The sequence below is a fragment of the Moraxella osloensis genome (assembly GCF_001553955.1).
Lineage (GTDB): Bacteria > Pseudomonadota > Gammaproteobacteria > Pseudomonadales > Moraxellaceae > Faucicola > Faucicola osloensis.
In genome coordinates, this window is sequence record NZ_CP014234.1 from 1,496,485 (window position 1) to 1,522,557 (window position 26,073).

General features: G+C 45.6%; 22 protein-coding genes. 4 read left to right on the forward strand and 18 right to left on the reverse strand.

Annotated features, from left to right (window positions below; translation table 11 throughout):
* The first annotated feature begins 266 nt into the window (after positions 1–266).
* Positions 267–773 carry a pyridoxamine 5'-phosphate oxidase family protein gene (locus tag AXE82_RS06555; RefSeq protein WP_062332775.1) on the forward strand — a complete coding sequence of 169 codons (507 nt, stop codon included), beginning with the start codon at positions 267–269 and terminating at the stop codon, positions 771–773.
* 144 nt (positions 774–917) lie between these two features.
* On the opposite strand, the gene pgsA is transcribed toward AXE82_RS06555, so the two are convergent.
* From pgsA to AXE82_RS06615, 12 genes are all read right to left on the reverse strand, one after another.
* Positions 918–1,592, reverse strand: a complete 675-nt coding sequence (gene pgsA / locus AXE82_RS06560) for a CDP-diacylglycerol--glycerol-3-phosphate 3-phosphatidyltransferase (protein ID WP_062332778.1) — start codon at positions 1,590–1,592, stop codon at positions 918–920.
* A gap of 612 nt (positions 1,593–2,204) precedes the next feature.
* The gene (locus AXE82_RS06565; protein ID WP_062332781.1) at positions 2,205–2,942 is read right to left on the reverse strand and encodes a sulfite exporter TauE/SafE family protein; all 738 of its coding nucleotides are present in this window, start codon (positions 2,940–2,942) and stop codon (positions 2,205–2,207) included.
* Positions 2,943–2,966: 24 nt separating this feature from the next.
* Entirely contained in the window at positions 2,967–3,458 is a 492-nt protein-coding gene (locus tag AXE82_RS06570; RefSeq protein WP_062332783.1) for a molybdenum cofactor biosynthesis protein MoaE, read from the reverse strand.
* Positions 3,459–3,495: 37 nt separating this feature from the next.
* Positions 3,496–3,759 (reverse strand): molybdopterin converting factor subunit 1, encoded by a 264-nt coding sequence (gene moaD, locus AXE82_RS06575; RefSeq protein WP_062332786.1) that lies wholly within the window; start codon positions 3,757–3,759, stop codon positions 3,496–3,498.
* Positions 3,746–4,243: a cyclic pyranopterin monophosphate synthase MoaC gene (moaC, locus tag AXE82_RS06580; protein ID WP_062332788.1), complete on the reverse strand. Its 498-nt coding sequence runs from the start codon at positions 4,241–4,243 to the stop codon at positions 3,746–3,748. Before moaC ends, moaD begins: the two co-directional genes overlap by 14 nt.
* A 128-nt stretch (positions 4,244–4,371) precedes the next feature.
* Entirely contained in the window at positions 4,372–5,376 is a 1,005-nt protein-coding gene (moaA, locus tag AXE82_RS06585; RefSeq protein ID WP_062332791.1) for a GTP 3',8-cyclase MoaA, read from the reverse strand.
* Positions 5,377–5,378: 2 nt separating this feature from the next.
* Positions 5,379–6,665 carry a molybdopterin molybdotransferase MoeA gene (locus AXE82_RS06590; protein ID WP_062332794.1) on the reverse strand — a complete coding sequence of 429 codons (1,287 nt, stop codon included), beginning with the start codon at positions 6,663–6,665 and terminating at the stop codon, positions 5,379–5,381.
* A gap of 7 nt (positions 6,666–6,672) precedes the next feature.
* On the reverse strand, positions 6,673–7,362 hold the full coding sequence (locus AXE82_RS06595) for a nucleotidyltransferase family protein (RefSeq protein ID WP_062332797.1): 690 nt from the start codon (positions 7,360–7,362) through the stop codon (positions 6,673–6,675).
* Entirely contained in the window at positions 7,346–8,440 is a 1,095-nt protein-coding gene (locus tag AXE82_RS06600) for an XdhC family protein (RefSeq protein ID WP_062332799.1), read from the reverse strand. The genes AXE82_RS06595 and AXE82_RS06600 overlap by 17 nt, the downstream gene beginning before the upstream one ends.
* A 21-nt stretch (positions 8,441–8,461) precedes the next feature.
* Complete coding sequence (locus AXE82_RS06605) at positions 8,462–10,885, reverse strand: xanthine dehydrogenase family protein molybdopterin-binding subunit (RefSeq protein ID WP_062332802.1); 2,424 nt, start codon at positions 10,883–10,885, stop codon at positions 8,462–8,464.
* A complete protein-coding gene (locus AXE82_RS06610; protein WP_062332805.1) occupies positions 10,882–11,925 on the reverse strand; it encodes an FAD binding domain-containing protein in 1,044 nt (347 codons plus the stop codon). Before AXE82_RS06610 ends, AXE82_RS06605 begins: the two co-directional genes overlap by 4 nt.
* Positions 11,922–12,527 (reverse strand): 2Fe-2S iron-sulfur cluster-binding protein, encoded by a 606-nt coding sequence (locus tag AXE82_RS06615; RefSeq protein WP_050325201.1) that lies wholly within the window; start codon positions 12,525–12,527, stop codon positions 11,922–11,924. Before AXE82_RS06615 ends, AXE82_RS06610 begins: the two co-directional genes overlap by 4 nt.
* Before the next feature lie 850 nt (positions 12,528–13,377).
* Between AXE82_RS06615 and AXE82_RS06620 the strand changes: the two genes are divergently transcribed.
* From AXE82_RS06620 to AXE82_RS06630, 3 genes are all read left to right on the forward strand, one after another.
* Positions 13,378–14,757 carry a diaminobutyrate--2-oxoglutarate transaminase gene (locus tag AXE82_RS06620; RefSeq protein ID WP_062332810.1) on the forward strand — a complete coding sequence of 460 codons (1,380 nt, stop codon included), beginning with the start codon at positions 13,378–13,380 and terminating at the stop codon, positions 14,755–14,757.
* Positions 14,758–14,840: 83 nt separating this feature from the next.
* A complete protein-coding gene (locus tag AXE82_RS06625; RefSeq protein WP_062332813.1) occupies positions 14,841–15,410 on the forward strand; it encodes a nucleotidyltransferase family protein in 570 nt (189 codons plus the stop codon).
* Positions 15,411–15,487: 77 nt separating this feature from the next.
* A complete protein-coding gene (locus AXE82_RS06630; protein WP_062332815.1) occupies positions 15,488–17,047 on the forward strand; it encodes a pyridoxal phosphate-dependent decarboxylase family protein in 1,560 nt (519 codons plus the stop codon).
* Between the two features lie 50 nt (positions 17,048–17,097).
* Here the strand turns inward: AXE82_RS06630 and AXE82_RS06635 are convergent, their stop codons facing one another.
* The 6 genes from AXE82_RS06635 to AXE82_RS06660 form a co-directional block, all read right to left on the reverse strand.
* The gene (locus tag AXE82_RS06635; protein WP_062332818.1) at positions 17,098–18,543 is read right to left on the reverse strand and encodes an L-serine ammonia-lyase; all 1,446 of its coding nucleotides are present in this window, start codon (positions 18,541–18,543) and stop codon (positions 17,098–17,100) included.
* Between the two features lie 185 nt (positions 18,544–18,728).
* Complete coding sequence (locus AXE82_RS06640; RefSeq protein ID WP_062332821.1) at positions 18,729–19,835, reverse strand: RNA-guided endonuclease InsQ/TnpB family protein; 1,107 nt, start codon at positions 19,833–19,835, stop codon at positions 18,729–18,731.
* A 130-nt stretch (positions 19,836–19,965) separates the two neighbouring features.
* On the reverse strand, positions 19,966–21,162 hold the full coding sequence (locus AXE82_RS06645) for an ABC transporter permease (protein ID WP_197931437.1): 1,197 nt from the start codon (positions 21,160–21,162) through the stop codon (positions 19,966–19,968).
* Entirely contained in the window at positions 21,162–22,598 is a 1,437-nt protein-coding gene (locus AXE82_RS06650) for an ABC transporter permease (RefSeq protein ID WP_167541439.1), read from the reverse strand. Before AXE82_RS06650 ends, AXE82_RS06645 begins: the two co-directional genes overlap by 1 nt.
* A gap of 8 nt (positions 22,599–22,606) precedes the next feature.
* A complete protein-coding gene (locus AXE82_RS06655; protein WP_172460481.1) occupies positions 22,607–23,830 on the reverse strand; it encodes an HlyD family secretion protein in 1,224 nt (407 codons plus the stop codon).
* Positions 23,831–23,876: 46 nt separating this feature from the next.
* A complete protein-coding gene (locus tag AXE82_RS06660) occupies positions 23,877–25,850 on the reverse strand; it encodes a TolC family protein (RefSeq protein WP_062332831.1) in 1,974 nt (657 codons plus the stop codon).
* Positions 25,851–26,073 lie beyond the last annotated feature (223 nt).

Here is a 26,073-nt window from a genome sequence, read left to right on the forward strand (position 1 = left end):
ACTTGCCTTGATGGCGATAGAATGTCATTTCACGATGTGTTTTTTCTAAACAGCATGCCAACTGCGTTACCTTGCGATAACATCGTTAACGGTTTTATACCAATTATTTGCAGCTTTTCGACAGACTTAAATAACAAAAGCCGATATTATCATCCAAGTTAATGACTTTAACCCAGTTTTAACGTAAATTCTTAATCAGTTAGCAATAAATTTTTTAGCATTAAATTTGAGACGTATAATAACCATATAATAACAAGGACATTCTCATGGCAGATCTCACTAAAGCGCAACATATTGAAAATATTAATAAAGTAATTAAAGGCGTCAAATATGCAATGATGACCACCATTACTGCAGACGAAAAACATTTACATGCTTGCCCTATGACCACCAATAAAAATGAATTAGAAAATGGTAAAATTTGGTTCATCGGCGATCGCAAATCAGAAACTATCAAAGACTTGGAAAAAAACCCACAAGTCAACTTATCATATACCTCAAGCGACCAAAAAGACTTTGTGTCTATCAACGGCACGGCTAAACTGGTTAATGACAAAGCCAAACTAGATGAGCTTTGGAGCCCAATTTATGCAGCGTTCTATGAAAAAGGCAAAGAAGATCCTAATGTGCAAGTGATTTGCATTGAATGTAACGGTGCGCAGTATTGGTTAAGCGGTAACACGGTGGTGGATATGTTTAAGATGGTATCAGCGGCTGTCCAAGAAGGGAAAACTGCAGAAAATCTGGGTGAAAACCATTCAGTGACGTTTTAATTATTGGCTTTAAAAAAATATCACCCCGGTTTTTTAACTGGGGTTTTTTATGGTAAATTCTGAGCTAACAATTTTTTAGAATAATCCATTATTTTAACGTCATCAGCTTTTGTTAACGTTATCAGCTTTTTTTAAAGTCATCAATTAGGGCTGTTTTAGATAGGGCCATGCCGCTTTTAGATAAATAAACATTGACCATAACGTCAATACCACTGAAATAACCAATAGTAAATATCCCGTCATTTCAAGTGATTCCCAATTGAGTAGTAATACCGTAATCGCCACCATTTGAAAAGTGGTTTTCATCTTACCCACATATGACACGGCAACGCTGGTACGATTGCCCAGCTCTGCCATCCACTCACGCAGGGCTGAGACGGCAATCTCACGTGAGATAATAACGATCGCTGAAATCGCCATGACAATATCAGGATGCCACTGCACCAAAATAATTAACGCGGCAGCAACCATCAACTTATCCGCCACAGGATCAAGAAACCGCCCAAATGCCGATGTCATATTGAGCTTGCGGGCAAAGTAGCCATCTAACCAATCTGTAACTGCCGCCAAAATAAATACAGCGGTCAACAAAAAGTGGCGTAGTAGGCTATCGCTAAACTGATACATGCCGATGTTGGCAATTGCATTGTCACTAATGGCGCTCTGCCCAATCCCCATCGCAGGCGGCCAATAAGCAATCGCCACAAACAGCGGAATCATTATGATGCGCGCAATGGTCAAGTTGTTGGGCAAGTTAAAAATACTACCCGAAGCAACAGGGGGATGGGCTGTCTCGTCGGTCACTGGCTTATCGGTCATGGGATTTTTCGTTCATTATTGTTTTAGGGCGCGGCGTAACGCTAATTTTAGTTGAAATAATTATAACGGTTCTCAAATTAATGTCATTATTTTTTGCCCATAATGCTAGTTTTTATCATATTTTTCAATAATTAAGCTACTTTACCGTATTGATTTTATGGTATTTTTTACTAAATATGTCATTGTATAAAAAACACTTCAAGAGTAACAGGGTGTAATTAGACAGTCAAAAATTTAGACTTTTATTGATATCATAACGTCCGACAACGAAATAATAACAATAAGACTTATTTCGATATTAGCAAATTTTGCTGTTGTCAGGTTTACTGAAAGTTGATTATTTTCCACCCAATTCATTAATCATAGCGTATCAACTTATGAATTTTTTTATCAATTTTTTATCATATAGTGATTGGATAATTTTGATAAATCGCGTTTATTGTCAAAAATTTCCAGACTTTTAACACTTACTTGTGCTTTTCCTCAGCCCATTGCTCACCTCCTGCAATGGGTTTTTTTTATGGCTTAAGCTTTGAAATTATTGGATGTTGCATGCAATTCATCGCGTTTTTAGGGTGGTGCTAGAGGCAGCGGTTGGGGTCTACCTAATCGTTAAAAATTTGCCAGCATTTTCAGCCCTGCAATGACTAATACCAGAGATAATAATTTGTTGAGCATGGGGTCGGCAAGGCGTTTGCTACCATAAGTTGCGCCAATAAAACCCCCTACACAAACCGCTACAAGCCAGATTGGTAGTTGATTTGGCAGTTTTGCCCCTGTCGATAACACACCAAACAGACCTGAAATTGAATTCACCAAAATAAACCCCGACGCTACGCCTGCAACAACTTTAGGACTTGCCCAACGGTTAAACAATAAAATTGGACTTAAAAACACACCACCGCCCACCCCCGTCAATCCCGAAAGCAACCCTAAAACTGCCCCCACGATTGCCAAAATCCATTTTGACACCTGTTTTAATGGTTGCTCGCTGGTGAGTTTTTTGGCAAAGATAAATGAATAAATAGCCGAAAAAATCAGTACCATCCCAACAATCGGCTTATATAAATGACTGGGTAAATGGGTCATTCCCCCGATAAACGCCATCGGCACCGCGGTAATAGCAAGGGGAATAAAAATTTGCCAAGAAAAATTTTTTGCAGAATAAAAGCGCCAAAACGCAATGATTGACACCAAAATATTAAGACATAGCGCAGTGGGTTTCATCATACTTGGCGCAACGCCGACTAACCCCATCATCGCTAGATAGCCCGATGCGCCCCCATGCCCGACTGATGAATAGAGCAAGGCAGAAATAAAGAACAGCACGCTTAATACGGTAGTTGTCATTGCTTGTTAACCATTACTAGAGTATTAACCATTATTAGAAAGCCACAGACTCTCAGTACTGTCGGCATAAAATTCTTGTTTCCACACAGGGATATCCGCTTTAATCGCATCTAGTAACCAACGACAGGCATCAAACGCAGGATAACGGTGGGCAGCCACTACCCCAACCCACACCGCCATCTCACCAATCGCAAGGTCGCCAACACGGTGTATGGCAATGGCGTTTTCGATGTCAAACTGGGCTTTGGCTTGTTCAATCAGTTTTTTGCCTTGATTAAGTGCCAGTTGCTCGTAGCCGTAGTAAGTGAGTTTGCTAACAGGGCGAGCGTTATTGTGGTTACGTACCCAGCCTTCAAATGTCGCTAACGCCCCACAAGTATCGCTCATTAAGGCGTGTTTAAGCCGTTTATCGTCAATGGCTCGGTCAGTCAATGTAAAGCCGCCAGTAATCACGGTTTGGTAGGCTTGGTCTTCACTGATGCTAATGGTGGATGAGCCTTTATGCAATGCATTCATGGTTTTCTCTATATTTTTTAAAGGGTGTATGCGATATTCAACCGCCCGCTACAGGCGGAATAAAGGCGATGATATCGCCATCTTGAAGCGGCGTTTGCCAGTTGGCAATATGGTGATTGATTGCCACGGCAAGTTTGGTTTGGGCGAGTTTAAAACCGTAGTGTGCGCTTAACGTTTGGTAAAGCTCGGTCAGGTTATCACCGTCAAAGCGGATTGTTTCTTCGTCTTTCCCTGCTTGTTCAGCAAGGCTTGCAAAGTATAAGATGGCTAAATTTTTCTCAGACGCGCTAGGTGTTGGCATAGTCGGATTTGCCCCCTGTTTTGGTGAGTAGCTTGATATCACTGATGGTGATGTCGTGAGATAATGCTTTGGTCATGTCGTAAATCGTTAGGCAAGCTACCGACACAGCGGTTAAGGCTTCCATTTCCACGCCTGTTTTGTGGGTGACTTTGACGGTGGCAGTGACATGAATTGAGCAGTTGTTATCATCATACTCAAAGCCGATTTTTACCCCATCGAGTGGCAGCTGGTGGCAAAGCGGAATCAGCTCGTGGGTGCGTTTGCTTGCCATGACCCCTGCGATATGCGCGGTCTGGGTGATTGAGCCTTTTTTGGTGATGCCGTCGGCAGATTTTATCACTTGGTAACTGTTGCTAGGGAAAATGACTTGCCCTACGGCGGTGGCGCTGCGTTGGGTTATTGTTTTGCCCGATACATCGACCATGGCGATATCGCCGTGTGCGTCTAAATGTGTCAGGTCTAAGGGAGTTAATTGTGTTGTCATGTTTTGGATTTTCACCCCTCAAATGTGGCACAAAATTACATCAACATATACGCTTATCAAGCTGCGCTTGAATGAGTCAATTTTTCTTAAATTTGCCTATTTTATATTTTCAAAAAACCCGCCATCGATTAGCCGCCAATCATCGACAAATTCGCCATGATACCACTGTCGTTTTGCTTGAGTAAATGATGCTCGGGCTTAATCGGCATTAACCTTTGCAAGGCATGAACCAATCCATCGACATCGCCATTTGCCAAAAACGCTCGCACATCATAACTGCCATTATCAAACAAACACAAATGTACTTTGCCTTGGCTACTCACTCGCAGCCGATTACAACTGTCGCAGAACTGCGGGGCGTAAGGCTCAATCAGCCCAATGCCACCGACATAATCGGCATGGCGATATTCAATCGCAGGGCCTGCATCGCTTGCTCGGCGTTGGGATTGCCAACCATTTTCTAGCAAAAAATCTTTGATACGCTGACCACTGCTATGTTGGGCAAAAAACAAAGCTTTATTATCCGAAGTTTGCATAAACTCAATAAAACGGTAAGTGACAGGGCGATTTTTGACAAAACTTAACACGGATTGCAAGTTATCAAAAGCGGTGTCTGCCATCAAAATACCATTAAGTTTTAGCTTAATATCGGTGGTTGCTAGCAATTTATCTATGTCTTTTAGCAGCGTTGGCAATATATCAAAGCCGGTGATTTGTTTAAAAATGGTGGGGTCAAAGCTGTCGATACTGATGTTAAGCTGATTTAGCCCTGCCGTTTGCCAATCGGATAAATGCTTGGCAAGGCGATAGCCATTGGAGCTAACCGCCACTGTTTGGATGCCTTGGGTCTGTTTGGCAAGTTCGATGATGCGCGGTAAATCTTGTCGAATCGATGGCTCACCCCCCGTCAGCCGCACTTTGGTGGTACCTAGTTTGGCAAAGGCTTGTATTAAAACATCGATTTCGGATACAGAAAGCTCGTTGTCAGGGCGTTTACCCGCGTTGGCAGTATAGCCATCGGGCAGACAGTAGTGACAGCGAAAGTTACAAAAATCGGTAATCGACAGGCGTAAATAGCTTAACTGGCGATGGAAATTGTCCACCAAATTTAATGAAGAAGGTTGCGGAGTCATCGTCAGCTAAAATTCCAACTAAACGGCTGCACTGTCACTATTTCGCCTGCTTTTACCCCTGCATTATCTTTGGGTAATACAAGCAAGCAATTGGCGTGGCTAAGCTGTTTTACACGGTGGGAGTCTTGGGCAGATAAAGGAGTGACACTAAAACTGCCGTCTTCATTTTGGCAAAAAATCGCTCGCTGATAATCTTGGCGTCCTGCTCGCTTGTTGATGTCGTGGGTGGTTTTGGCAAACAGTTGCAGCGGTTTTGGGATGTCTGATGGTATCGCGCCCGATAGTTGCCACAGCGCGGGTTGGACAAAATTAAGGCAGCACACCACGGTAGATAGCGGATTGCCGGGTAACCCAAAATACATGACCGTTTTTTTATCTTGCTCAAATTCCCCAAATATAAAAGGTTTACCTGGTTTCATCGCCACTTTGTAATGGTGAATTTTGCCAAGCGCCTGAATGACTTGGGTTAAAAAATCATAATCACCCACCGATACACCCGCCGTAGAAATAATCACATCACATTCGACTATCGCTTGCTGAACAGTGCGGCGAGTGGTTTCAAGGTTGTCAGGGACAATGCCATAATCTTGAATCGCAATCGGCAACTGCTTTAATAACGCTTTTAGCGTGGGCGTGTTGGAATTATAAATTTGGGCAAGCGTTGCCAGCGGCTGCCCCACATCAACCAGCTCATCGCCGGTGGCAATAATGCCAACCGTGAGTATCTGAAATACCTGCACGCTATCCACGCCCAAATTGGCAAGTAAGCTGATATCGGTGGGGTTTAGGCGTTTACCAATTGTTAAAACAGTTTCGCCTGCTTGCACTTCCTCGCCTTGGCGGCGAATATTTGCGCCCACCTTAGCGGTTTGGGTCAAGCGAATGTGATAGGCCTGGGTGTTATCCAAACTGTGCTGAATGTCGCTAAGGTTGGTGTCTTCCTGCATCACCACCGTGTCGCAGTCATTTGGCACCACCGCGCCGGTAAAAATTCGCACGCCTTGATTGGGTCTTAAACGACCGTTAAAAGGTTTACCTGCCCCCGATTCACCGATGATTTCAAGTTGGCTATCGTGGTCAAGATAGCTACTCATAGCAATCGCAAAACCGTCCATGGATGATAGATTTTGGCGGGGAATATCAAAGGATGCCGCAATATCTTGGGCTAAGATGTGGTTTTGCGCCTCCAATAAACCCACTGTTATGATATTTACCTCGCCCAGACGCGACGTTAAATAGTTCTCTAGGCGCTCATTAATCGCTTGTTTTAGTTCATTGACAGAAATCATCATTATCTCAATTAAAATGTTGGGTCGGCGGCAAAAGGTGATAGGCTGTTTTTAGCTGCTCAAATTGTTCTAAGGTATCAATATCTTGGCTTAAATGCGGCAGCGGTATTGGATAAAGCTGATAAACCGTACCGTCGGTGGGCGAAACGATAGCGGTTTGGTGTTGCCATAACGCCCGAAAACCTTTATCGCCTTGCAACTGATGCCCAAATGCTTGCAAAAAACCCCAAGGTAAATTGACGGGAATCCCCCAAATTGGTTGATTGTTATCACCATACTCACTCACAATCAGCTTATGGTCTTTAACATTTTGGCTTAATAGCGTCAAATCATCGAGGGTTACCGCCACTTGGTCAACAGTCAAGAACAAAATTCGCATCGTAGCACTTACTGACTGTTGTTGTAATGTTGTCATTGCATACTGAATCGATTGCGCCATCCCTGTCTGCGGCGTTGGATTATCAACGACTGTGACGGCAAATGGTGCAACTTCGTTGTATAACGCTTTAGATATTGGGTTATCAAATTTTGGCAAAACCACCAACACTTGATGAGGCTGCAATTGGCGTGCCAGTTGAATTTTTTCAGCCAGCAAAGTTTGATGATTTTTTACAATCAGCTGTTTGGCAAAACCAAGACGCTGGCTCAATCCTGCCGCCAAAATCACCACGGTTAAATTGCTAGGCGTGACGCTCATGATATACCTGTTGAATTTGGGCAGTGATAGATAAAGCCACCGCTTCGGGCGTATCCCCACCGAGTGCTAAACCCACAGGATAGAACAAATTAGCAGATTTCACCAGTTGATAACCATCGTCAATCTCACTAAGCAACTGCTCAGTACGATAGGTGGGCCCTAATTGTCCAATAAAGAAAGGCGAATTTTGGGCTTTAAAGGCTTGGCTGAGCCATACTCTATCTTGACTCAGACTATGGGTCATTATCACCACAGCGGTCGGCTGCGGTGACTCAAAAAAAGTCTGCACAGACTCGGCTTGCTCAAGGGCAATCTGCACAAAATTGGCGTGAGCCTGCCCGCGATAACGGGCAATCACATCCAACCGACTATCAATCACCGTCACCTGCCAGCCTTGCAAATTTGCCATGGTCATCAAGGGTAAACAATCTTGCCCCGCCCCAAAAATTAATAACTGTAGTGGCGGTTGTAGCGTTTCTACAAAGAGGCTCAATTGTTGTGCTTGTTTTTGATAAACATGCAGCTTAAAGCGACTCTTACGGCTGGCAGCGACTTGATTAACCAGTTGCCAATCTTGCTGACCCAATTGCGACAACTGTGTCAAAGGCAGATGCTGTCCAACCACAAAGTGATCTGAGTTTGAGGTGATAACTGTAGCCAGAGTTTGTGGCTGTTTTGTCTGTTTTAAGCGCTGAAAACAGGCGAATAATACAGATTGCTCATTCAAAACCAGACGTTCAAATAATACTTGAATGACGCCTTGACAGCCAAGCCCAAAGCCTTCTTGCTCATCACTGTCATCAGCTACCTCATCTTGTGATAATTGGCTATCGGTTGCGGTATGATAGGTTTTGAGCGTTGCCCCAGCTCGCGTTAGCCAAAAGGCTCGCTGAACCAAGTGCTTTTCAAGACAACCGCCACTCACCATGCCTATGGATTGACCATCGGCTAAAATCAACATTCTGGCGCCAGGTTGCCGATAGGCTGACCCTTCGACACTCACCACTGTGGCTAACACCGCTTCACTGTTGGGCGGTAACTGCTCAAGGGTATCAAAAATATCAAACAAGTGGTTCATAGCAAATGACAGTGTAGCCGATTACAGTAAGGGCAACTGGTACAGCAGTTTATCCAAAGTAATGGGATAGTCTCGTACTCTAACGCCTGTGGCATTAAAAATTGCATTGGCAATGGCTGCCCCTGCCCCTGATAATGCCAATTCACCTATGCCTTTGCTGTGGAGCGGATTGGCATAGGGGTCAGTTTCGGGTAACATTATTACCTCTAAGTCAGGCACATCGGCATTCACACACACTTGATACTCGGCTAAATCGTGATTACATAGACGACCGTCACGTTTGTCATGGTGAATTTGCTCCATCAAGGCAGCCCCTATACCAAACACCATACCACCAAAGCACTGCGAGCGCGCTGTTTTTTCATTTAAGATACGCCCTGCGGCAAATGTGCCTAGCATACGGCGAACCCGAATTTCACCCGTTACCCGGTGTACCCCGACTTCAGCGAACTGTGCGCCATAGCCTGCATGACGGTATTCTTTTTTGGTTTTACCAGGTTCGATTTCACCATTAGCTACCAAGCCATGAGGGGCATATTGCTGCAAAAAACTGCTCAGCGGTAACTGGGTATTGACTTGTTCCCAATCGAGTACATTATCTTGGTGGTCTACAGAAACCTCAGAATTAAGGCCTGTTTTTTCTGCTAGTTTATCCAACGTATCGGTTAACGTATGGTTAATTTTTTCGCCAATTTTTTCAGCTAGGCTAGGGTCATGCTCAAATTGTCTATATAGATTGCCTTGTTTAAAGCCAATGCTATCGGCATGCAGCCCCACACTCTGTGCAATCTTTTCTCGTAGCGCTTCACACGCCAGATAAATAGAACTACCAGCGCTTGAAGCTCCCCAGCTACCGCCTGACCCTGCAGCAGGCGGCAAATCGGTATCGCCAAGTTTGACCTCGACGTGGTCAATCGGTAAGCCCAGCATATCGGCAACCACTTGCGAAAAAATAGTATAGCTCCCTGTACCGATATCAGTCATGTCAGTTTCGATACGAGCCATGACCCCAAGCGGTTTGTCAGAGGGCAACAAGCTCACACGGGCTTGCGAGGGTTTTAATTCGTTGCTACGTGCGGCGCACGCCATCCCATAGCCAATCAGCCAATCACCATCAAGGCGACTTGCGGGCGTTTGTGGGCGTTTATCCCACCCAAAGGCTTTTGCCCCTTGCTCCATACACGCCAGCAATTTTCGGGTGCTGTAGGGAATTTTTTTGCTTGGGTCTTCGCTCGGTTCATTGCGTTTTCGCAGTTCGATTGGGCACAGCTTTAATGCATGTGCCAGTTCGTCCATGGCACATTCGAGTGCCAACTGACCCACCGCTTCGCCAGGGGCACGCATAGAGCCTGTTAAGGTAAAATTCATGCGCGCCATTTCGTATTTGATTTGGCGATTGTCACCGCCATATAAAAAGTGGGTAGAGACCGCCACTGGCTCAAAAAACGTTTCTGACGGTAAATTGGTAACAATGCTATTATGAATAATAGTATGGATTTTACCATCTTTATCCGCCCCCAATGCCACCCTTTGTTCGGTGTTGGTGCGTCTCACGGTAGTTTCCATGACTTGCGGTCGGGTCATGTTCACCAGTACGGGGCGTTTTAAGTCTTTAGCCGCAATGGCTGCCATCACCGATTCTGGCGAAATACCCAGTTTTGAGCCAAACCCGCCACCAACATATGGCGATAGCAAACGGACATCGTCTTCGGGCATATCTAAGGCTTTAGCAAGCTGTATTTTGGAAGAGGCAAGCATTTGGTTGGAGGTATGAAGAGTTAGCTTACCCTCAAACCAACGCGCCAACGAACTGTGTGGTTCCATCGGCATGTTACTTTGGCTTGGCGTGGTATAAGTCACATCGACTTTAACCTCTGCTTGCTTAAGCGTTTTTTCAGGTTTGCCAATATCGTCACTTTTATCAGTTACCCAATCAATAAATTGGGTATGCTTTTTTTGCTTGTTAAAGTCAAAATGCCCGTGTTTTTCATCATTTTCATAGTCAATCTGTAACGCCTTCGCGCCTTCTTGAGCCGCTTCTAGGGTTTCTGCGACCACTAAGGCAATCGGCTGTCCATGATAAAAAACCTCGCTTGCGCCTTGCACAGGCGCCATTTTGACACCCCCTTGTTGCGGGTTGCGTAAAAACAGCGGGTCATGAAACACCCCAATCACACCTGCAACTTGTAAGGCGGTATCTTGATGTACTTTTTTTACCTTGCCTTTACCGATGGTTGCACCGACCATGACACCATGACACAAGTCGTCAAATTGGTGCTCAGCAGTATACGTGGCTTTGCCTGCGACTTTTAGGTGTCCTTCGATACGGCTCAGTGGTTTGCCAACGAGTTTGCTATCGGTCGTATCTAGCCGTGACTCGACAGGCTTGTCCATGGTCAGTTTTTTTTCAAGGGGCGATTCGCCAAAAATTTGTGTTAGGCTCATGCACTCACTCCACTACTTAAAGGACTTGATTGATTGGGTTGTTGTAATGCCCGCTGCACAACATGGTGTAAAAGACGCTGTACTAGCACGGTCTTGTACTCGGTTTGTTCATCAGTTTTTGCTTCTTTGAATAGGGTCGCCACCGCAAGCTCAATACTCACGGCATCGCCCGTGCTGCCAATCAGTATTTTTTCAATGTCGGTATTTCGCCATGGCTGACTGCCAATACCGCCAAATGCAAGTCGTACATTGGTGAGTGTGTCATTATCATGCTCAATCACTGCAGCGACGGACACCAAAGCAAAGGCATATGAGGCACGGTCACGCACTTTGTCATAGCTATGCACGCCTTTTAAGGGCGGCGGTAGAATGATATGGGTAATCAAATCACCTAGATTTAAGCAAGTTTCAATATGGGGGGTTTGCTCAGGTAAGCGATAAAATTCAGCAATAGGCACTTGGCGGGTTTGCCCGTCGGCTTGCTGGATAACAATGACGGCATCGAGCAATCGCATTGCCACCGCCATATCTGATGGATGAGTAGCAATACACTGCTCGCTCGTGCCTAAAATTGCCAAATTCTGATGAAGACCTGCTTTTGCCCCGCAGCCAGAATTAGGCTCACGCTTATTACACGGACTATCAGGCTGATAAAAATAGTAACAACGGGTACGCTGTAGTAGATTGCCACCGGTACTGGCTTTGTTACGCAGTTGCGGCGATGCACCCGACAACAAGGCACGGGCAAGCACCGCATAATCTTGACGAATGACAGGGTGAGCCGCTAATTCACTGTTACTGACCATAGCACCGATTTTTAACCCACCTTCTGGCGTGGCTTCGATTGTGTTAAGGGGCAAACGTGAAATATCAATCAGCTGCGTCGGCTGTTCGATTTCGAGTTTCATCAAGTCAAGTAAATTGGTACCCCCAGCGATAAAAAACGGACGCTGCGCCTCAACTAAATGCCCTTCAGCTAAAGTGGCTATTTTGATTGCGTCATCTACCGAGTTGGCGCGCTGATAATCAAACGTTTTCATAGCGACACTCCTGTAGCCTGAGTAGCTGCTGTCTGGGTGGTTACCTTATCTGTCTCTGCCGAAAAACCAGTTTCTTGTAATACTTGTTTGATAGCTCGCACGATGTTGGGATATGCCGAGCAGCGACAAATATTGCCACTCATACGCTCAGAGATTTCCTTATCTAATTGTTGCTTAAATTGTGCTGTATCGTTTGATAAAGGCTGCATCAAATCCGCCGACACATGACTTGCCCAGTTTTGGCGGAGCTCTTCAATCATCGCTTTGGTCGAGCAAATTTGTCCAGGGGTACAATAACCACATTGAAAGGCGTCATGTTCCAAAAACGCTTGTTGAATCGGGTCAAGCGCTTCAGGTGAGCCAATGCCTTCAATGGTTTCGATGCTATCGCCCTCATGCATGACCGCTAGGGTCAGACAGCTGTTGACCCGCTGACCATTAATCAGCATGGTACATGCGCCACACTGACCGTGGTCACAGCCTTTTTTGCTGCCTGTCAAGCCAAGATGGTTGCGACAGACATCCAGCACCGTGGTGCGTACATCTAGATTCGTCAACGTGTGTTGTTGCTGATTGATAGTAAGTGTTAAGGATTGTGGCATAAAGTTGCTTCTCGTCTAGTTGTTATGGGTTTATTTTAAGTGTGTTATCTAGGATTGACGCATGTTATTAAAATAGTTTCTAAAAATTCGCTACGTCTTGCCTACGCAAGGACGCTGGTAACATTACAAGGGTCTGTTATTTTTGCGTATGTAGCCATCCCGTTTTTTTGGCAATTTTTTTGGCAGTTTCTTTTGGTAATTTTTTTACTAGTTCTTTTGCCAGTCTATTTTGCTAGGTAATTGATTATATTTTTTTAATCAGCTTTTGTATGTTTATTCGTGTAAAGCTCTCAATACTAAGCAGTATTTAGCTTTTATAAAATTTTGATGGTGTAAGCTTGGATATTATTGGGCGTGCTGACACTTGGCTATTTTGTATCAAATAATTCATTAACATGGTATTAACTAGGTAATTTTTTTATCATTATCGTGACTGAAATTGTGACTGCAGAGTTTTATAAACTGCTTGGACTATCAACGATTGTCAGACTTTTCATACTTACTTGTGGTGTTGTGCCGCTCATTACTCACCTTGCTCACCTTGCTCACCGCTTGCCATGATTTTTTGCCTCTGTCATCGCAAAATACGCCGCTGTGTTATCACTTTGGAGGATTCATGCGATTTTTTGCAAAAAAGACTGTATTTTTCACAAAAAAAGGGTATCATGCCCCATAAATTTTCAACGTTATATTGTTAGGTCTTGGGTGCAGTGTCATGGCATTTTGGGGTTTTGCGGTATAACGTTTTTGTTTTGGTGTCAGTCATCCTGACTGATATGTTATTCACAAATACGAGAAAGATAGCCAAAAAACTAACCTTTTCGCCCGTTATCTGAGATGGTAATCCGATATGAGCCAAACGCATTTACACGTAGCAACCCCTGTACATCCAATTTCTCATGCCACTAACGAATATTACTTAACTCGTCAAAGCACGATGGAATCTAATGTTCGTAGTTATCCCCGCAAACTACCGCTAGCTATAGCTAAAGCCCAAGGTATTTGGGTCACCGATGTTGAAGGCAATGATTACCTTGATTGCCTAGCCGGTGCTGGCACATTAGCCTTGGGTCACAATCACCCAGCCGTCAAACAAGCCTTATATGATGTGTTAGAAAGTGGTCTGCCACTGCACACCCTAGATATCACCACCCCTGTTAAAGATGCATTTACCGAATCCTTGCTGTCTTTTTTTCCAAAAGATTTTGTATTGCAATTTTGCGGTCCGACCGGTGCTGACGGTACAGAAGCGGCGATTAAATTAGCAAAAACTTATACAGGGCGTGACAACGTTATCGCATTTAGCGGTGGTTATCACGGTATGACCCATGGCGCGCTTGCCATGACCGGCAATTTGTCTGCCAAAGAGAAAGTTGGCAATTTGATGCCAGGGGTACAGTTTATGCCCTATCCGCATGAATACCGCTGCCCACTTGGTCTAGGGGGTGAAGCGGGCGTGGATGCGCTGACTTACTACTTTGAAAACTTTATTGAAGATGTTGAAAGCGGCGTGGTCAAACCTGCAGCGGTCATCCTAGAAGCAATTCAAGGGGAAGGCGGTGTCGTGCCTGCGCCCAAAAAATGGCTACAAAAAATCCGTGAAGTGACCGCCAAGCATGATATCGTATTGATTTTGGATGAAGTGCAAGCTGGTTTTGCGCGCTCAGGCAAAATGTTTGCCTTCGAACATGCCGACATCGTGCCTGACGTGGTGGTGATGAGTAAAGCGGTCGGGGGTGGTTTGCCACTATGCGTACTTGCCATCAACAAAAAATTCGACGCATGGGCGCCAGCCGGTCACACCGGTACTTTCCGTGGCAATCAGCTTGCAATGGCGGCATCGATTCAAGTATTGGCTGAAATCCGCAGCAAAAACTTGGCAGAAAATGCGCGTATCCGCGGTGAATTCTTGCGCGATGAACTCAAAAAAATCGCCCAAGAATTTCCTTGTATCGGTAACGTGCGCGGTCGCGGCTTGATGACGGGTATTGAGATTGTCGATGAGCGTAAACCTGCTGACCGTATCGGCTCGTATCCTGCTGACATTGACATGGCGAATGCGATTCAAAGAGCGTGTTTTGACAACAAGTTACTGCTGGAAAAAGGCGGTCGTGGCGGTACAGTGATTCGCTTGCTTTGCCCGATTAACATCACTGCTGATGAATGTGATGCGGTGCTTGAACGCTTTAAAAAGGCAGTGGCTGAAGCCGTGCAAAAAGTACGTGGGTAATTGATTATTGCCTATTAAGACGGTAAAGTTACTGACGTGGCTTTGCCGTTTTTATTATCTGTTTATTTTATTTTGAGTAAAATATGGAAACCAATATCGCCAAGACCGAACGCCTGATTCGAGAAATCAATCGGATTCATGGTGAGTATTCGCAAGATTATTTCGAAACAGGCAAGGTACCAAAAATCAATCTATCACATACGCTCAAAACCGTCCCTATTGAGCCTATCTTGTCATATCGGCTTAATTTGCATGAAGCGATTAATGATTATTTGGCATTTGCCGATACCCAAAATATCGATTTTTTTTACCGTGTTAAAACGGCTGAAAGTATCTATGACAAAGTCAATCGCTATTTGGCACGACAAAACCAGTACCCAGTCAATAATATCTTAAATGATATTTTTGGTGCTCGGGTAATTTTGCCATCGGCTGATGTGACAGATATTATGGAAAAACTGGATGATTGGAAAACAGATTACAGTCTAAAAAATTGGTATTTACGTGATATCGACGGGTATATCGGTGTGCATGTGTACTTTAAAAATGCGAGCAATTTTTATTATCCGTGGGAATTGCAAATTTGGGATAAAAACGATGCCAAAGCCAATATTGTAAATCATCAACTGTATAAGCGTAATTTTGTAAAATAAATTAACCATTTGCTCATATCACTCTGTTTAATGACAATTTATAGTTAACTCTATCTTAAAGAATGCAAGGACTTATCATGTCAAACTTATCACAGCATCGCCAAGCGTTATTTTGTAATGACAGCCAATCCATTGCCGATTACCAAAAAAATATGAACACTGCCGTGCAAGCCGTCACCGATTGGCTCAAAAATGACAAAATGTACACCGGCGGTAGTATCAAGCAGCTGCGCGCTGAGATTGCCTTTCAGCCATCAAAAGAAGGACTTGGCTTGGAAGACGCATTAAAACGTTCAGTCGAATTATTCCTTAATAAAAGCTTAAAGGTGCATCACCCACATTCGCTTGCTCACTTGCACTGCCCAACGATGGTCACAAGCCAAATCGCTGAAGTGCTGATTAATGCCACCAACCAATCGATGGACTCTTGGGACCAAAGCCCAGCAGGGTCACTGATGGAAGTGCAACTGATTGATTGGCTACGTCAAAAAGTCGGTTTTGGTAGCGGACAAGCGGGCGTATTCACCTCAGGTGGCACCCAATCCAACTTGATGGGCGTGTTACTCGCCCGTGATTGGTGTATCGCCAACAACTATAAGAATGACGATGGGTCAGAATGGTCAGTACAGCGTGACGGTATCCCAGCCGATGCCATGCAAAAAGTGAAAGTCATCTGCTCAGAAAACGCGCATTTTAGCGTGCAAAAAAACATGGCAATGATGGGCATGGGTTTTCAATCGGTGGTCACTGTGCCAGTCAATGACCAAGCGCAGATGGATGTTGCCGCACTTGAACACACCATGGCGCAACTGAAGTCCGAAGGTAAAATCATCGCCTGTGTGGTCGCTACTGCAGGCACTACCGACGCAGGCGCGATTGACCCAATCCCTGCGATTCGTAAGCTTACCCATGAGTACGGTGCATGGCTGCATATTGATGCCGCTTGGGGCGGTGCGCTGATTTTATCGAATAACTACCGCGATAAACTTGCAGGCATTGAGCAAGCCGATTCTATCACCCTCGACTTCCACAAACATTACTTCCAAAGCATCTCTTGCGGGGCATTTTTGCTCAAAGATGAAGCCAACTATCGCTTCATGCATTACGAAGCTGAGTATTTAAACTCTGCGTATGACGAGGAACATGGCGTACCCAACCTAGTTTCTAAGTCGCTACAAACCACGCGCCGTTTTGATGCGCTAAAATTATGGCTCACAGTGGAAGCCTTGGGCGAAGAATTATACGGCTCGATGATTGACCATGGCGTTGATTTGACCCGCGAAGTCGCTGATTACATCAAAGCGACTGATGGGCTTGAATTGTTGGTAGAGCCACAGTTTGCCTCCGTGCTATTTCGCGTGGTGCCCAAAGACTACCCGGTCGAGTTGCTTGATAGCTTAAACCAAAATGTCGCCGATGAGCTATTTGCCAAAGGTGAAGCCAATATCGGCGTGACGCGCGTCAGTTACCAAAAGCAAGGGGATGCTAACCAAGATGTGCAATCGCTTAAAATGACCACGTTAAGCCCCATCGCCACGCTTGACAATGTCAAAGCATTATTGGCGCAAGTGTTGGCACAAGCCGATGACATCAAAGACGCTATTATCACAGGGGATTATCAGCCTGCGATTGATTGATAAGCACAAAAAAACCGATTCCTTGGCGAATCGGTTTTTTTATTGTAGCACTAACACTGACTGTAATTGACCGTCACATCCAGCGTCGGAATCAGATTTGACTGGGCGGCAAAATCCTCGTCTAGGACATTGATAGCAAGCCCGCCCATTGCGGTTTCTTTATATTTTGACATCATATCTCTGCCTGTCTCTTTCATGGTTTTGATGGCTTTATCAAGCGATACCACATGCTGCCCATTGCCTTTAAGCGCAAGCCTTGAGGCATTAATCGCTTTTACTGCCGCCATGGCATTGCGTTCAATACAAGGTACTTGCACCAACCCTGCAATCGGGTCACACGTCATGCCAAGATGATGTTCGATGCCAATTTCGGCAGCGTTGGCACATTGCGCAGGACTACCACCAAGCACATAGGTTAACCCTGCCGCAGCCATTGCACATGCCGAGCCGACCTCCCCTTGACAGCCCACTTCTGCACCTGAAATACTGGCGTTTTCTTTGATAATGATGCCTATCGCCGCGGCGGTTAGCAGAAAATCATGCAAACCTTGCAGCGTATAACTTGGACAAAAATCTCGATAATAATGCATAACCGCAGGTATCACGCCTGCCGCACCATTGGTGGGTGCGGTGACTACACGTCCGCCACTGGCATTTTCTTCATTAACTGCCAACGCATATAGATTCACCCAATCCATCACGGCAAGGGCATCATTAAACGCTTTTCGGCTATCGGCAGCGGATAACTGCTGATAAATCGCCTTGGCACGGCGCTGTACTTGTAAGCCCCCTGGCAAAATACCATCGTGGCGACAACCATCATTGACACAGTCTTGCATGACTTGCCAAATGTCGTTAAGTCCACCCAGCAGCTCATCTTCACTCAAGTTAGCCAGTTCATTGGCTCGAACGACTTGGGCGATTGACAGTTGATTGTGTTGGCAAATTTGTAATAATTCTTTGGCGTTGTTAAACGGATAAGGTACTAATTTTTTGACGCTTTCAATCACCGGTTCTTTTGCTTGCGCTTCTTGCTCGGTCTGCACGAACCCGCCGCCGATTGAATAATACGTATTTTGGTAAACAATTTCATTGCCTGTAAAAGCAGTGATAGTCAAAGCATTGGGATGATGGGGCAGCGATACCCTACCATTTAGGATTAAATCTTTGTCAGCAACAAAGTTAATCTCATGCTGCTGATTTAGACATAGCGTGCTTTGCGCTTGGATATCGGCAATTTTTTGTGAAATAGCGGCGACATCCGTCGTCTGTGGTTGCTCTCCCATCAAACCTAGCATCACCGCTATATCACTACCGTGCCCTTTACCGGTCGCACCGAGCGAACCAAACAGCTCGACTTGCACCCTATCCACCTGCATCAATAGCTGCTGCTGTGATAATGCGCTAACGAACAGATTCGCCGCTTTCATCGGTCCGACGGTATGCGAACTTGAAGGTCCAATCCCAATCTTAAATAAATCAAAAATACTGATCACTGATAAATCCTATATGCCAATCAGTTGAAAAATTCAATTATGTTGTATTCATTGTGCTAGATAACCACGGATTGCCCATCTGTGTCAATGTGCTATCGAAAAGTTTATCAAATGATAGATGATAGATGCTCGCTACACGCATCGCAAATTTGGCAACTAACCACCTGTTTGACTTCCTCCCCTTGCTAAAGCAAGGGGATTCCTTCTACAAGACGGTCAAGCCCGACCGCAAGAATGTTCTTACTGGCATTAATATCTCTATCATGCCATGTGCCACACGAAGCACATATCCATTCTCTTATTCTAAGCGATTTTCTACCTTTCGGACTATTGGCGGTGATTTCACCGCAACACGAACATCGCTGGGTCGTGTATCTCTCATTCACGATTTCAAAACGGCAACCTGCGTTCTCGCATTTGTAGGTCAGTTGTCGTTTCAGTTCAAACCAACCTGCATCGTAAACCGATTTGGCGAGTTTGCCTTTTTTACTATTAAATTGATTACTCTGAATATCACCGACCACGATTAGGGCATTGTCTTTGACTAATTGGGTGGTGAATTTATGTATCAGGTCTTGGCGTGTGTTTTTGATTTTGGCATGGATAGCCTTGACACGCTGTTTGTTTTTAGCTCGTTGAGCAATGGCTAAATCTTTGGCATAGTTGAGCGTTTGTTTCATTTGTAGTTTGTCACCGCTCGAGCTGGTAGCACTATCTTTAAGCCCCAAATCTATGCCAACGCTACCTGTTCCACAAGTAGTTTTAGGGTATTCTTTGACGGTGATACAGGCATACCAACGGTTACGGCTGTCTTGGACTAGCTCGCAAGTGTTGATTTGATATAACGATAGATTGTAGCTATCCCATAGATCAATGATTAGCTTTTGTCCTTTGGCTAAAGATAGCTGCAAGGTAGATTTTAAGCCCTTTTTACCTGTTTGGTAGGTAGCGATGTGTTTGATGGCAGATTGTTTAAATGGTAGCCAGCCTAATGATTTACGTTTTGAATTTGGGTTGTTGGTTCGCCATGATAATTTAGCTTTTTTGAATTGTTTTCTAGCTTTGGCGTGGGTTTCATTGATGGCTTGAATGGTTTGCGAGTGTAACCCCAGTAATTCACCGCTACCTTTGGTGTAGTCGTTTAAATCATACGCACTAAAGAACTTGCCAGTACGCTTAAGATGCTCATAGCTTAACGCATTAACGTAGTTCCATACGAAATTCACCGAACCGCTTAGGCGATTTAGTTGGTCTTTATGTTTATCTCGTATGCGTAGCTTGAGTGTTTTCATGCAAATTATTTTAGCAAAATTTATGCAAGCGTTATAGTGTACAAGTTGCCTTATATCCACCGCCTAAAGGCGGTGGATATAAGGCAACGGATGATAAACGCATGAGGAAGAAAATAACCGTTGGCAAGGATTAATCTGCTAACGATTCACTTTCTTTACTCGCTAATAAAAGTAGCAGCAATAAACAAACCAAGAAAATCATCATGAGTGCCATGAGATACACGTTGACATACGCCAGTGGCACGCCCATTTGGTTCAGCATCACAGAGGCATTCATTCCCGAGGTGCTAGGCAACACCCAGCGCAAATACTGCAGTGGCTCAGGCAGCATTTGATACGGCCATGAAATCCCGGATACAAACAGCATCGGCATTGAACTTGCGACCAAGATTTGCATCGCCCGTTCTCGCGCCCCAAACCACACCCCAAGCAGACAGCCCAGCGCCGTTACCGCGGGGAAAAACAGGGCAAGCAGTACCAGTGAACCCGTGAGATTTTGGTTACGGATATAGTCATTGCTCGAAAACACCCAGCCATAATAAAAACAGCCGAGCACAAAACCAAAACACGCTAAGCCCAATATTCGCGCAAGCCACGTTTTCATCGAAGCGCGGTGCATGTCTTGCTCTGCCCAAGTACCCACTAGCATTGCTGTGCCCATCAAAAACATCTGCTGCAGAATCAATATCGCAACCGCAGGGACAATGTAGCTGCCATAGCCTTCGGTCCGGTTGTATAAGGGATTAATCGTCAGCGCAACCGGGGAAATATTGTTTTTGGCAACCGTGATATCTTGCCCGATGGCAACATTTTTTTGTACTTTCGCCCCTGCGGACACGGTGCCGATGACTTCTAAAAACCCCGTTTGTACTTGTTTGTTGAGCAAAAAATAGTTACCGTTGGCAAGGATACTCACCTTGGCAGGTTGTCCTGTGGTCACTTTTTGATACAGCCCTGAGGGTATCACCATGTAGCCTGCAATTTTGCCTTGCCACATCAGCTGCTTGGCACTGTTTTCATCGTTTACAATAGTACTTTGGATGCGCGGATTGGCTTGGGCGTAGCGGATAATGGTCTGCGATAGACTTGAATGGTCATAATCCACCACTGCCACAGGGACATGACGCACCACTTCTTTTGAATACGGCCACGGATAAAAAAAGCCATAAATAACCGGGGCAATCAGTAGCATACTAAGCACCCCTTTGTCTTGAAACACGCTGCGCCATACATGCAAAACTTGCAGCAAAAAACCGCGCTCCCAAATGTTGGCAGAGTTGCCAGAGTGGCTTACGCCGACTTTGCCGGGGGTTCTCTGGGTGGGCATCAGCGTTGCCCCCATTTTTCAGGCTTCAGCAAGGCCTTTTTGGTCAACAACGCGGCTAGCAACAAGGTAATCATGACGGCAATAAAAAATCCGATAAAGCTGCTATAGGCAAACGATGGCGGTGCGCCCATTTGTAATTGGGTGGTTTGCAAGTTGAGATAATGGGTTAGTGGTAGGGCATTTGCCCAACGCTGTGCGGCAGGACTCATCGCCAAAAATGGAAACGTCACCCCTGAAAAAGCAAATGACGGGGCGGAGATAAATCCGGTAAATGACAAGCCTTGACGATACGAAAACGTGCCGACCGTGACAATCACCCCAAGCCAGAACGACACCATCATAAACATTAAAAATATCAGATAAGTAATCGCCACGGATGCCAAACGAATGGGGAAAATTTGCATCACCAACGTTAATGCCACCGCTGCCCAAAGCGTATACGCAAACATCGCCCAAATTAGTTTGCCATTGAGCCCTGCGATAATTAGCGATAGTTTGGGTTTTTCGTGCCCCAGTGTCACAGGATGGCTATAGTTAAAGGGGCGGTTAAAGGCGTGGTTACTGGCATGGCTACTGGCAAATTTGGGGTATTTTAGCGACTGATACCACTCACCTAGCGTCTTGTCGACCAGCTCTCGCCCGACAGTTGACGCCCCAATCACCATCGACAAAATATGTAGTAAGGCTGGTACCACAGTGACTGCCAAAAATTGCTGATAATTATTGGCGGTATTAAACAGTGCCACACTTTGCGATTGTATCGGTGCATAACTGGTTTTAGTTAGGGTGACATCTTCGCCAATGGCGACTCGCCGCTGCATCTCTGCCCCTGCCGAAAAGGTTGTGACTGCTGTCTGTACCGCTTTTTGTATCATACCTGAATGCGTGCCATACTGGGCATTGACATTGAGTAGCAAGCGCGAGGTTTTGCCAGCCAGTAGATTGGTTGAAAAATTCTCTGGGATTTCAACCACCGCCATGACATCGGTAGTCTCGATGGCTTGCTGAGCCGCAGCGGCACTATGAAGACTTTTAACCACCGCAACCTCAGGCGTCGCATCAATATAGCGGATAATCGTCGCAGATTGCGCGGAGTGGTCATTGTCTATGACCGCAATCGGTATCCCGACTGCCATGCCTTTGCTAAAAATCCACCAGACCAAAAATATCAATACGATGGGCATCCAAAACATCAACGAAAAATCCCAGCGATTTTGCACCAAAAAATCCCATTCACGGCGCGCACTGTGCCAAAACGCCGCAAAGAATTGCACAAAGCCTGAGCGGTTATCAAACTGCGCATGACGCTCATGGTCACTAGCACCAACACTGTCACTGTCACTGGCATTTGACACAGCGGACGATGTCGGTGACGCTTTAGAGCCCTTGTTTGATGCCAGTTTTGATGTCAGTTTTGATGTCAGTTTTGATATCATGGTTGACTTCATTGTGTTTGGGTTGGCTGACGGCTTGCCGGTATATCAACCAATACGGTCATGCCCTGTCTTAGGCGTGTATCTGACTGGCTCGGGCGCGCGCGAATCTCAAAGGTACGCATATCAAAGCCGTCTTTGCTGTTGGTCGGGCGCCACGTGGCAAAATCTGATAGCACGGAACTTGCGTACACTTTAAACACTTGGCGGTAAGGCTGATTGTTGACCGATAACGCAGGAACCGTACCGCTAAATTCACTACCGACTGCAAAATGATTTAGATTGTTTTCGGTAACGTTAAGCACGACCCATTGGTCTTTGGGATCGACAATGGTCATCAGTGGTACGCCCTGTCCCACCACTTGACCTGGTTTGACAATCACGTTGTCCACGATACCGGCAATCGGGCTTTTAAGATTGGCTTCTTCTTTGGCCACCATTGCTTCTTTAAGCTTGGCTTCTACTTGGCTGACTTGCGCTTGGGCGGCGGTTTTATCTTCACTACGCGCGCCTGTTTTGGCTAACTCATATTGGGCTTTGGCGATTTTGGCTTTATCGACATTGGCGACATAGTTGGTATAGGCTTCGTCACGTTTTTGCCGTGACATCAAGCCTTCTGCTGCGAGTCGGTTGATACGTTCGTAGGTGACTTTGGCAAGGTCAGCCGCGGATTGGGCAACATCGTACTGGTATTTTGCCATTTCAATCTCTTGCGGTCTTGCGCCATTGTTGGCTTTGTCCAGCTGGCTTTGGGCTAATTCTTTGGCTGCTTGTGCTTCTTCGACCTTGGCATTGATTTCTGGGCTATCCATATCAATCAGGCGGGTGCCGACGCTAATTTCATCGCCTTCTTTGACATAAATATTGGCAATACGACCGGCAACTTTGGCAGCGACAGGCGTTTGCTCCACTTCCATATGCCCTTGGATGGTCACAGGCGCGCTGCGCGTCTCGCGCTTATCTTTGATTAGCCCCCATGCGACCAGTCCAATCAGCCCAAGGATAATCAAAGCTATAATGATGGTGCGGATTTTACTGGGTTTTTTGGTAGGCGCCGCGTAACGGCTATCCGTCGCAGCGGCTGCCAGGCTATCCTCTGCGTGCGGCTCATCGGCAGCTTGGGCGTTCATCGCTGCATTAGCATTATCCGCAGCGCTGTCCAAAGTGTTGTCTTTAGCGTTGTCTTTAGCGTTGTCCATCGCATTGTCTGGTGTTGGGTTTTGTGGATCAGCCATACGGTAAGCCTACTGGTGAAATAAAGACACGGGTTAAAATAATTGATTAGTTTTTACGATGTTCAAAATAAATCGCGGGTAGCTTGACGTCCGCTGCCTGCATATAACGGTTAAACTCTAGTGGCGTACCGCAGCTTTGCATCAAGTCTGCCATTGCCTGCACATAATCATTTGCCGCTTTGGCCTGCTCGGTTTTGGCTTTTTCCAAATTGGCTTCGGCTTGCATCACTTCTACGGCCGTGTTGACGCCTTCTTTAAAGCCGAGCTGACGAAAGCGTAGCATCTCACTGGCAAGTTCAATATTGGTATTTAAGGCAATAAAATTATCGCGTGCATTGTTGACTGTTTGCCAATTTTTTTCTACCAACAACATAATATTATCATTGACATCGACTTGGCTAAATTCGGCTTGGTGCAGCTTGGCAAGGCTAGATTGGGTACTGGTACGGCGATCTACCCCACCCCACAATTTCCAGTTGGCAGACACCCCGGCAATCCAATTTGGGTCAGCGTCGATTTCAGAGCGACCAAAGACGGTAACATTGGGTTTATAGGCGGATTCACTAAATTCATGCAGCGCTTTGGCTTGGTTGTACTTGGCGGCCACCTTATCAAAACCTGGGTGATGCATTTTAGCCTGCTGCTGAAAATAACTCAGTGGCGGCAACGGCTTGGTGGATACAAATAAAGGCGATGTTGGTTTGATAAAATACGGCGTGCGCAGTAACCGCTGTAGCGCGGTCATGGCAAGCTCAGCATCGTTCAGCGCTTTGCTATTTTCGTATTCAGCATCGGCTAAGGCTTTTTTGGCTTCCAAACGCTCGACTTTTGAAATCAGCCCCACATCGAGTGCGCGCTGTGCGGCATGGTCGGTGGCACGAATCGCATTGAGTGCATCGGCGCGTAGATAAGCTGCCATGATGGCAAGCTGGGTTTGAAAATAGCGTTTGGTAAGCGTGGTGTATTGTTCATCCAGTGACAAATCAGCATCGGCACGGCTTTCATCGGTCATACCATTGAGCAAACTGGTCACTGCTTCGGTTTTGTGTCCGTTATAAGCAGACCATAGCACCGTAATATTGGCTGATGTGTTGTTCTTGCCGATATTGACAGGGATGCTATTGGGAATCGGGTCGGTGATTAAGCCACCGATATCTGCAGGCGTGGTAGGCAGTGGCAAGGTGATGGGCAAACTGCCACTATTGTTATTGACTGCATTGTCAATGGGATTGGCTAGGTTGTTTTTAATGCCCGTGGTATCTATATTGTCATCCACATGTACATGCGTAGCACTGGCACCCAGATACACAATCGGTTTGTTTAAGCCTTTGGTTGACTCAGCTCGCAGCTCATTACTCACGATTGCCGCATTGTCAGCCGCGACTTTGGGTGATACTTTAACTAGGTACTGCTGCGCTTGTGCCAGTGTCAAATTACTGGGCACATCCAAGCCATAACTTGGCGGATAAGGCACCCCATTATTGATAGTAGGATCGTAGCTGAGCCCAGCTGCTTTACCACCTTTAACTTCATTGGCGCGGGACGCGGTTTTTTTCGATGGCGTGTCGGCTGATGGTGCGTCCGTGGCAGGGCTAGCATTGAGCACAGGCTCAGGGTTGGGCGGGGTATTGATTATCGGCGTAAACTCTGCGGTGTCGCCACTGGTACTGGGCTGCAATCTGCTAGTGGGCTCTATGGTTGGCGCTACTGGCGTGGTTTTAGCCGATGTTTTAACAGAATTTTTAGCCGATGTTGTAGCTGATGTTTTAACAGGCGGCTTGTTAGCATTTTTGGTGGGGGTACTGGTCGTTTTGGTGGTTTTTGTTGTAGTTTTTGTCGGGGTGGTTTTGGTAGTGCTGGGTTTGGTGACCGTGGTCGCAGCCGTCGCATCCAAAGATAAGGACAAATTCAACGAAACCATTGCCACCGTAAACGCCGACAGGGTAAGCACGCGTGATAGTGGCTGCAGATGATGGCTTACTGGGTAAGTCGATGGTTTGATGGATTGATGTAATTTCATACGACTCGCTAATAACTTGCCTATGGCTTTGCCGCAACATAACAACCCCGCAAGCCGTCAATGACCCTAGTAATTGATGCGGTCGCCGTTATGATGCCCGTATTACCAAAAAACTGTCTTGCTAAATAATGTCTTATTAAAAAACTGTCTTATTAAATACTAATGAAATAACAAAGTGAGCACTAACTGTCAGTTTGAATATTAACCAAATTATGAGATTGTA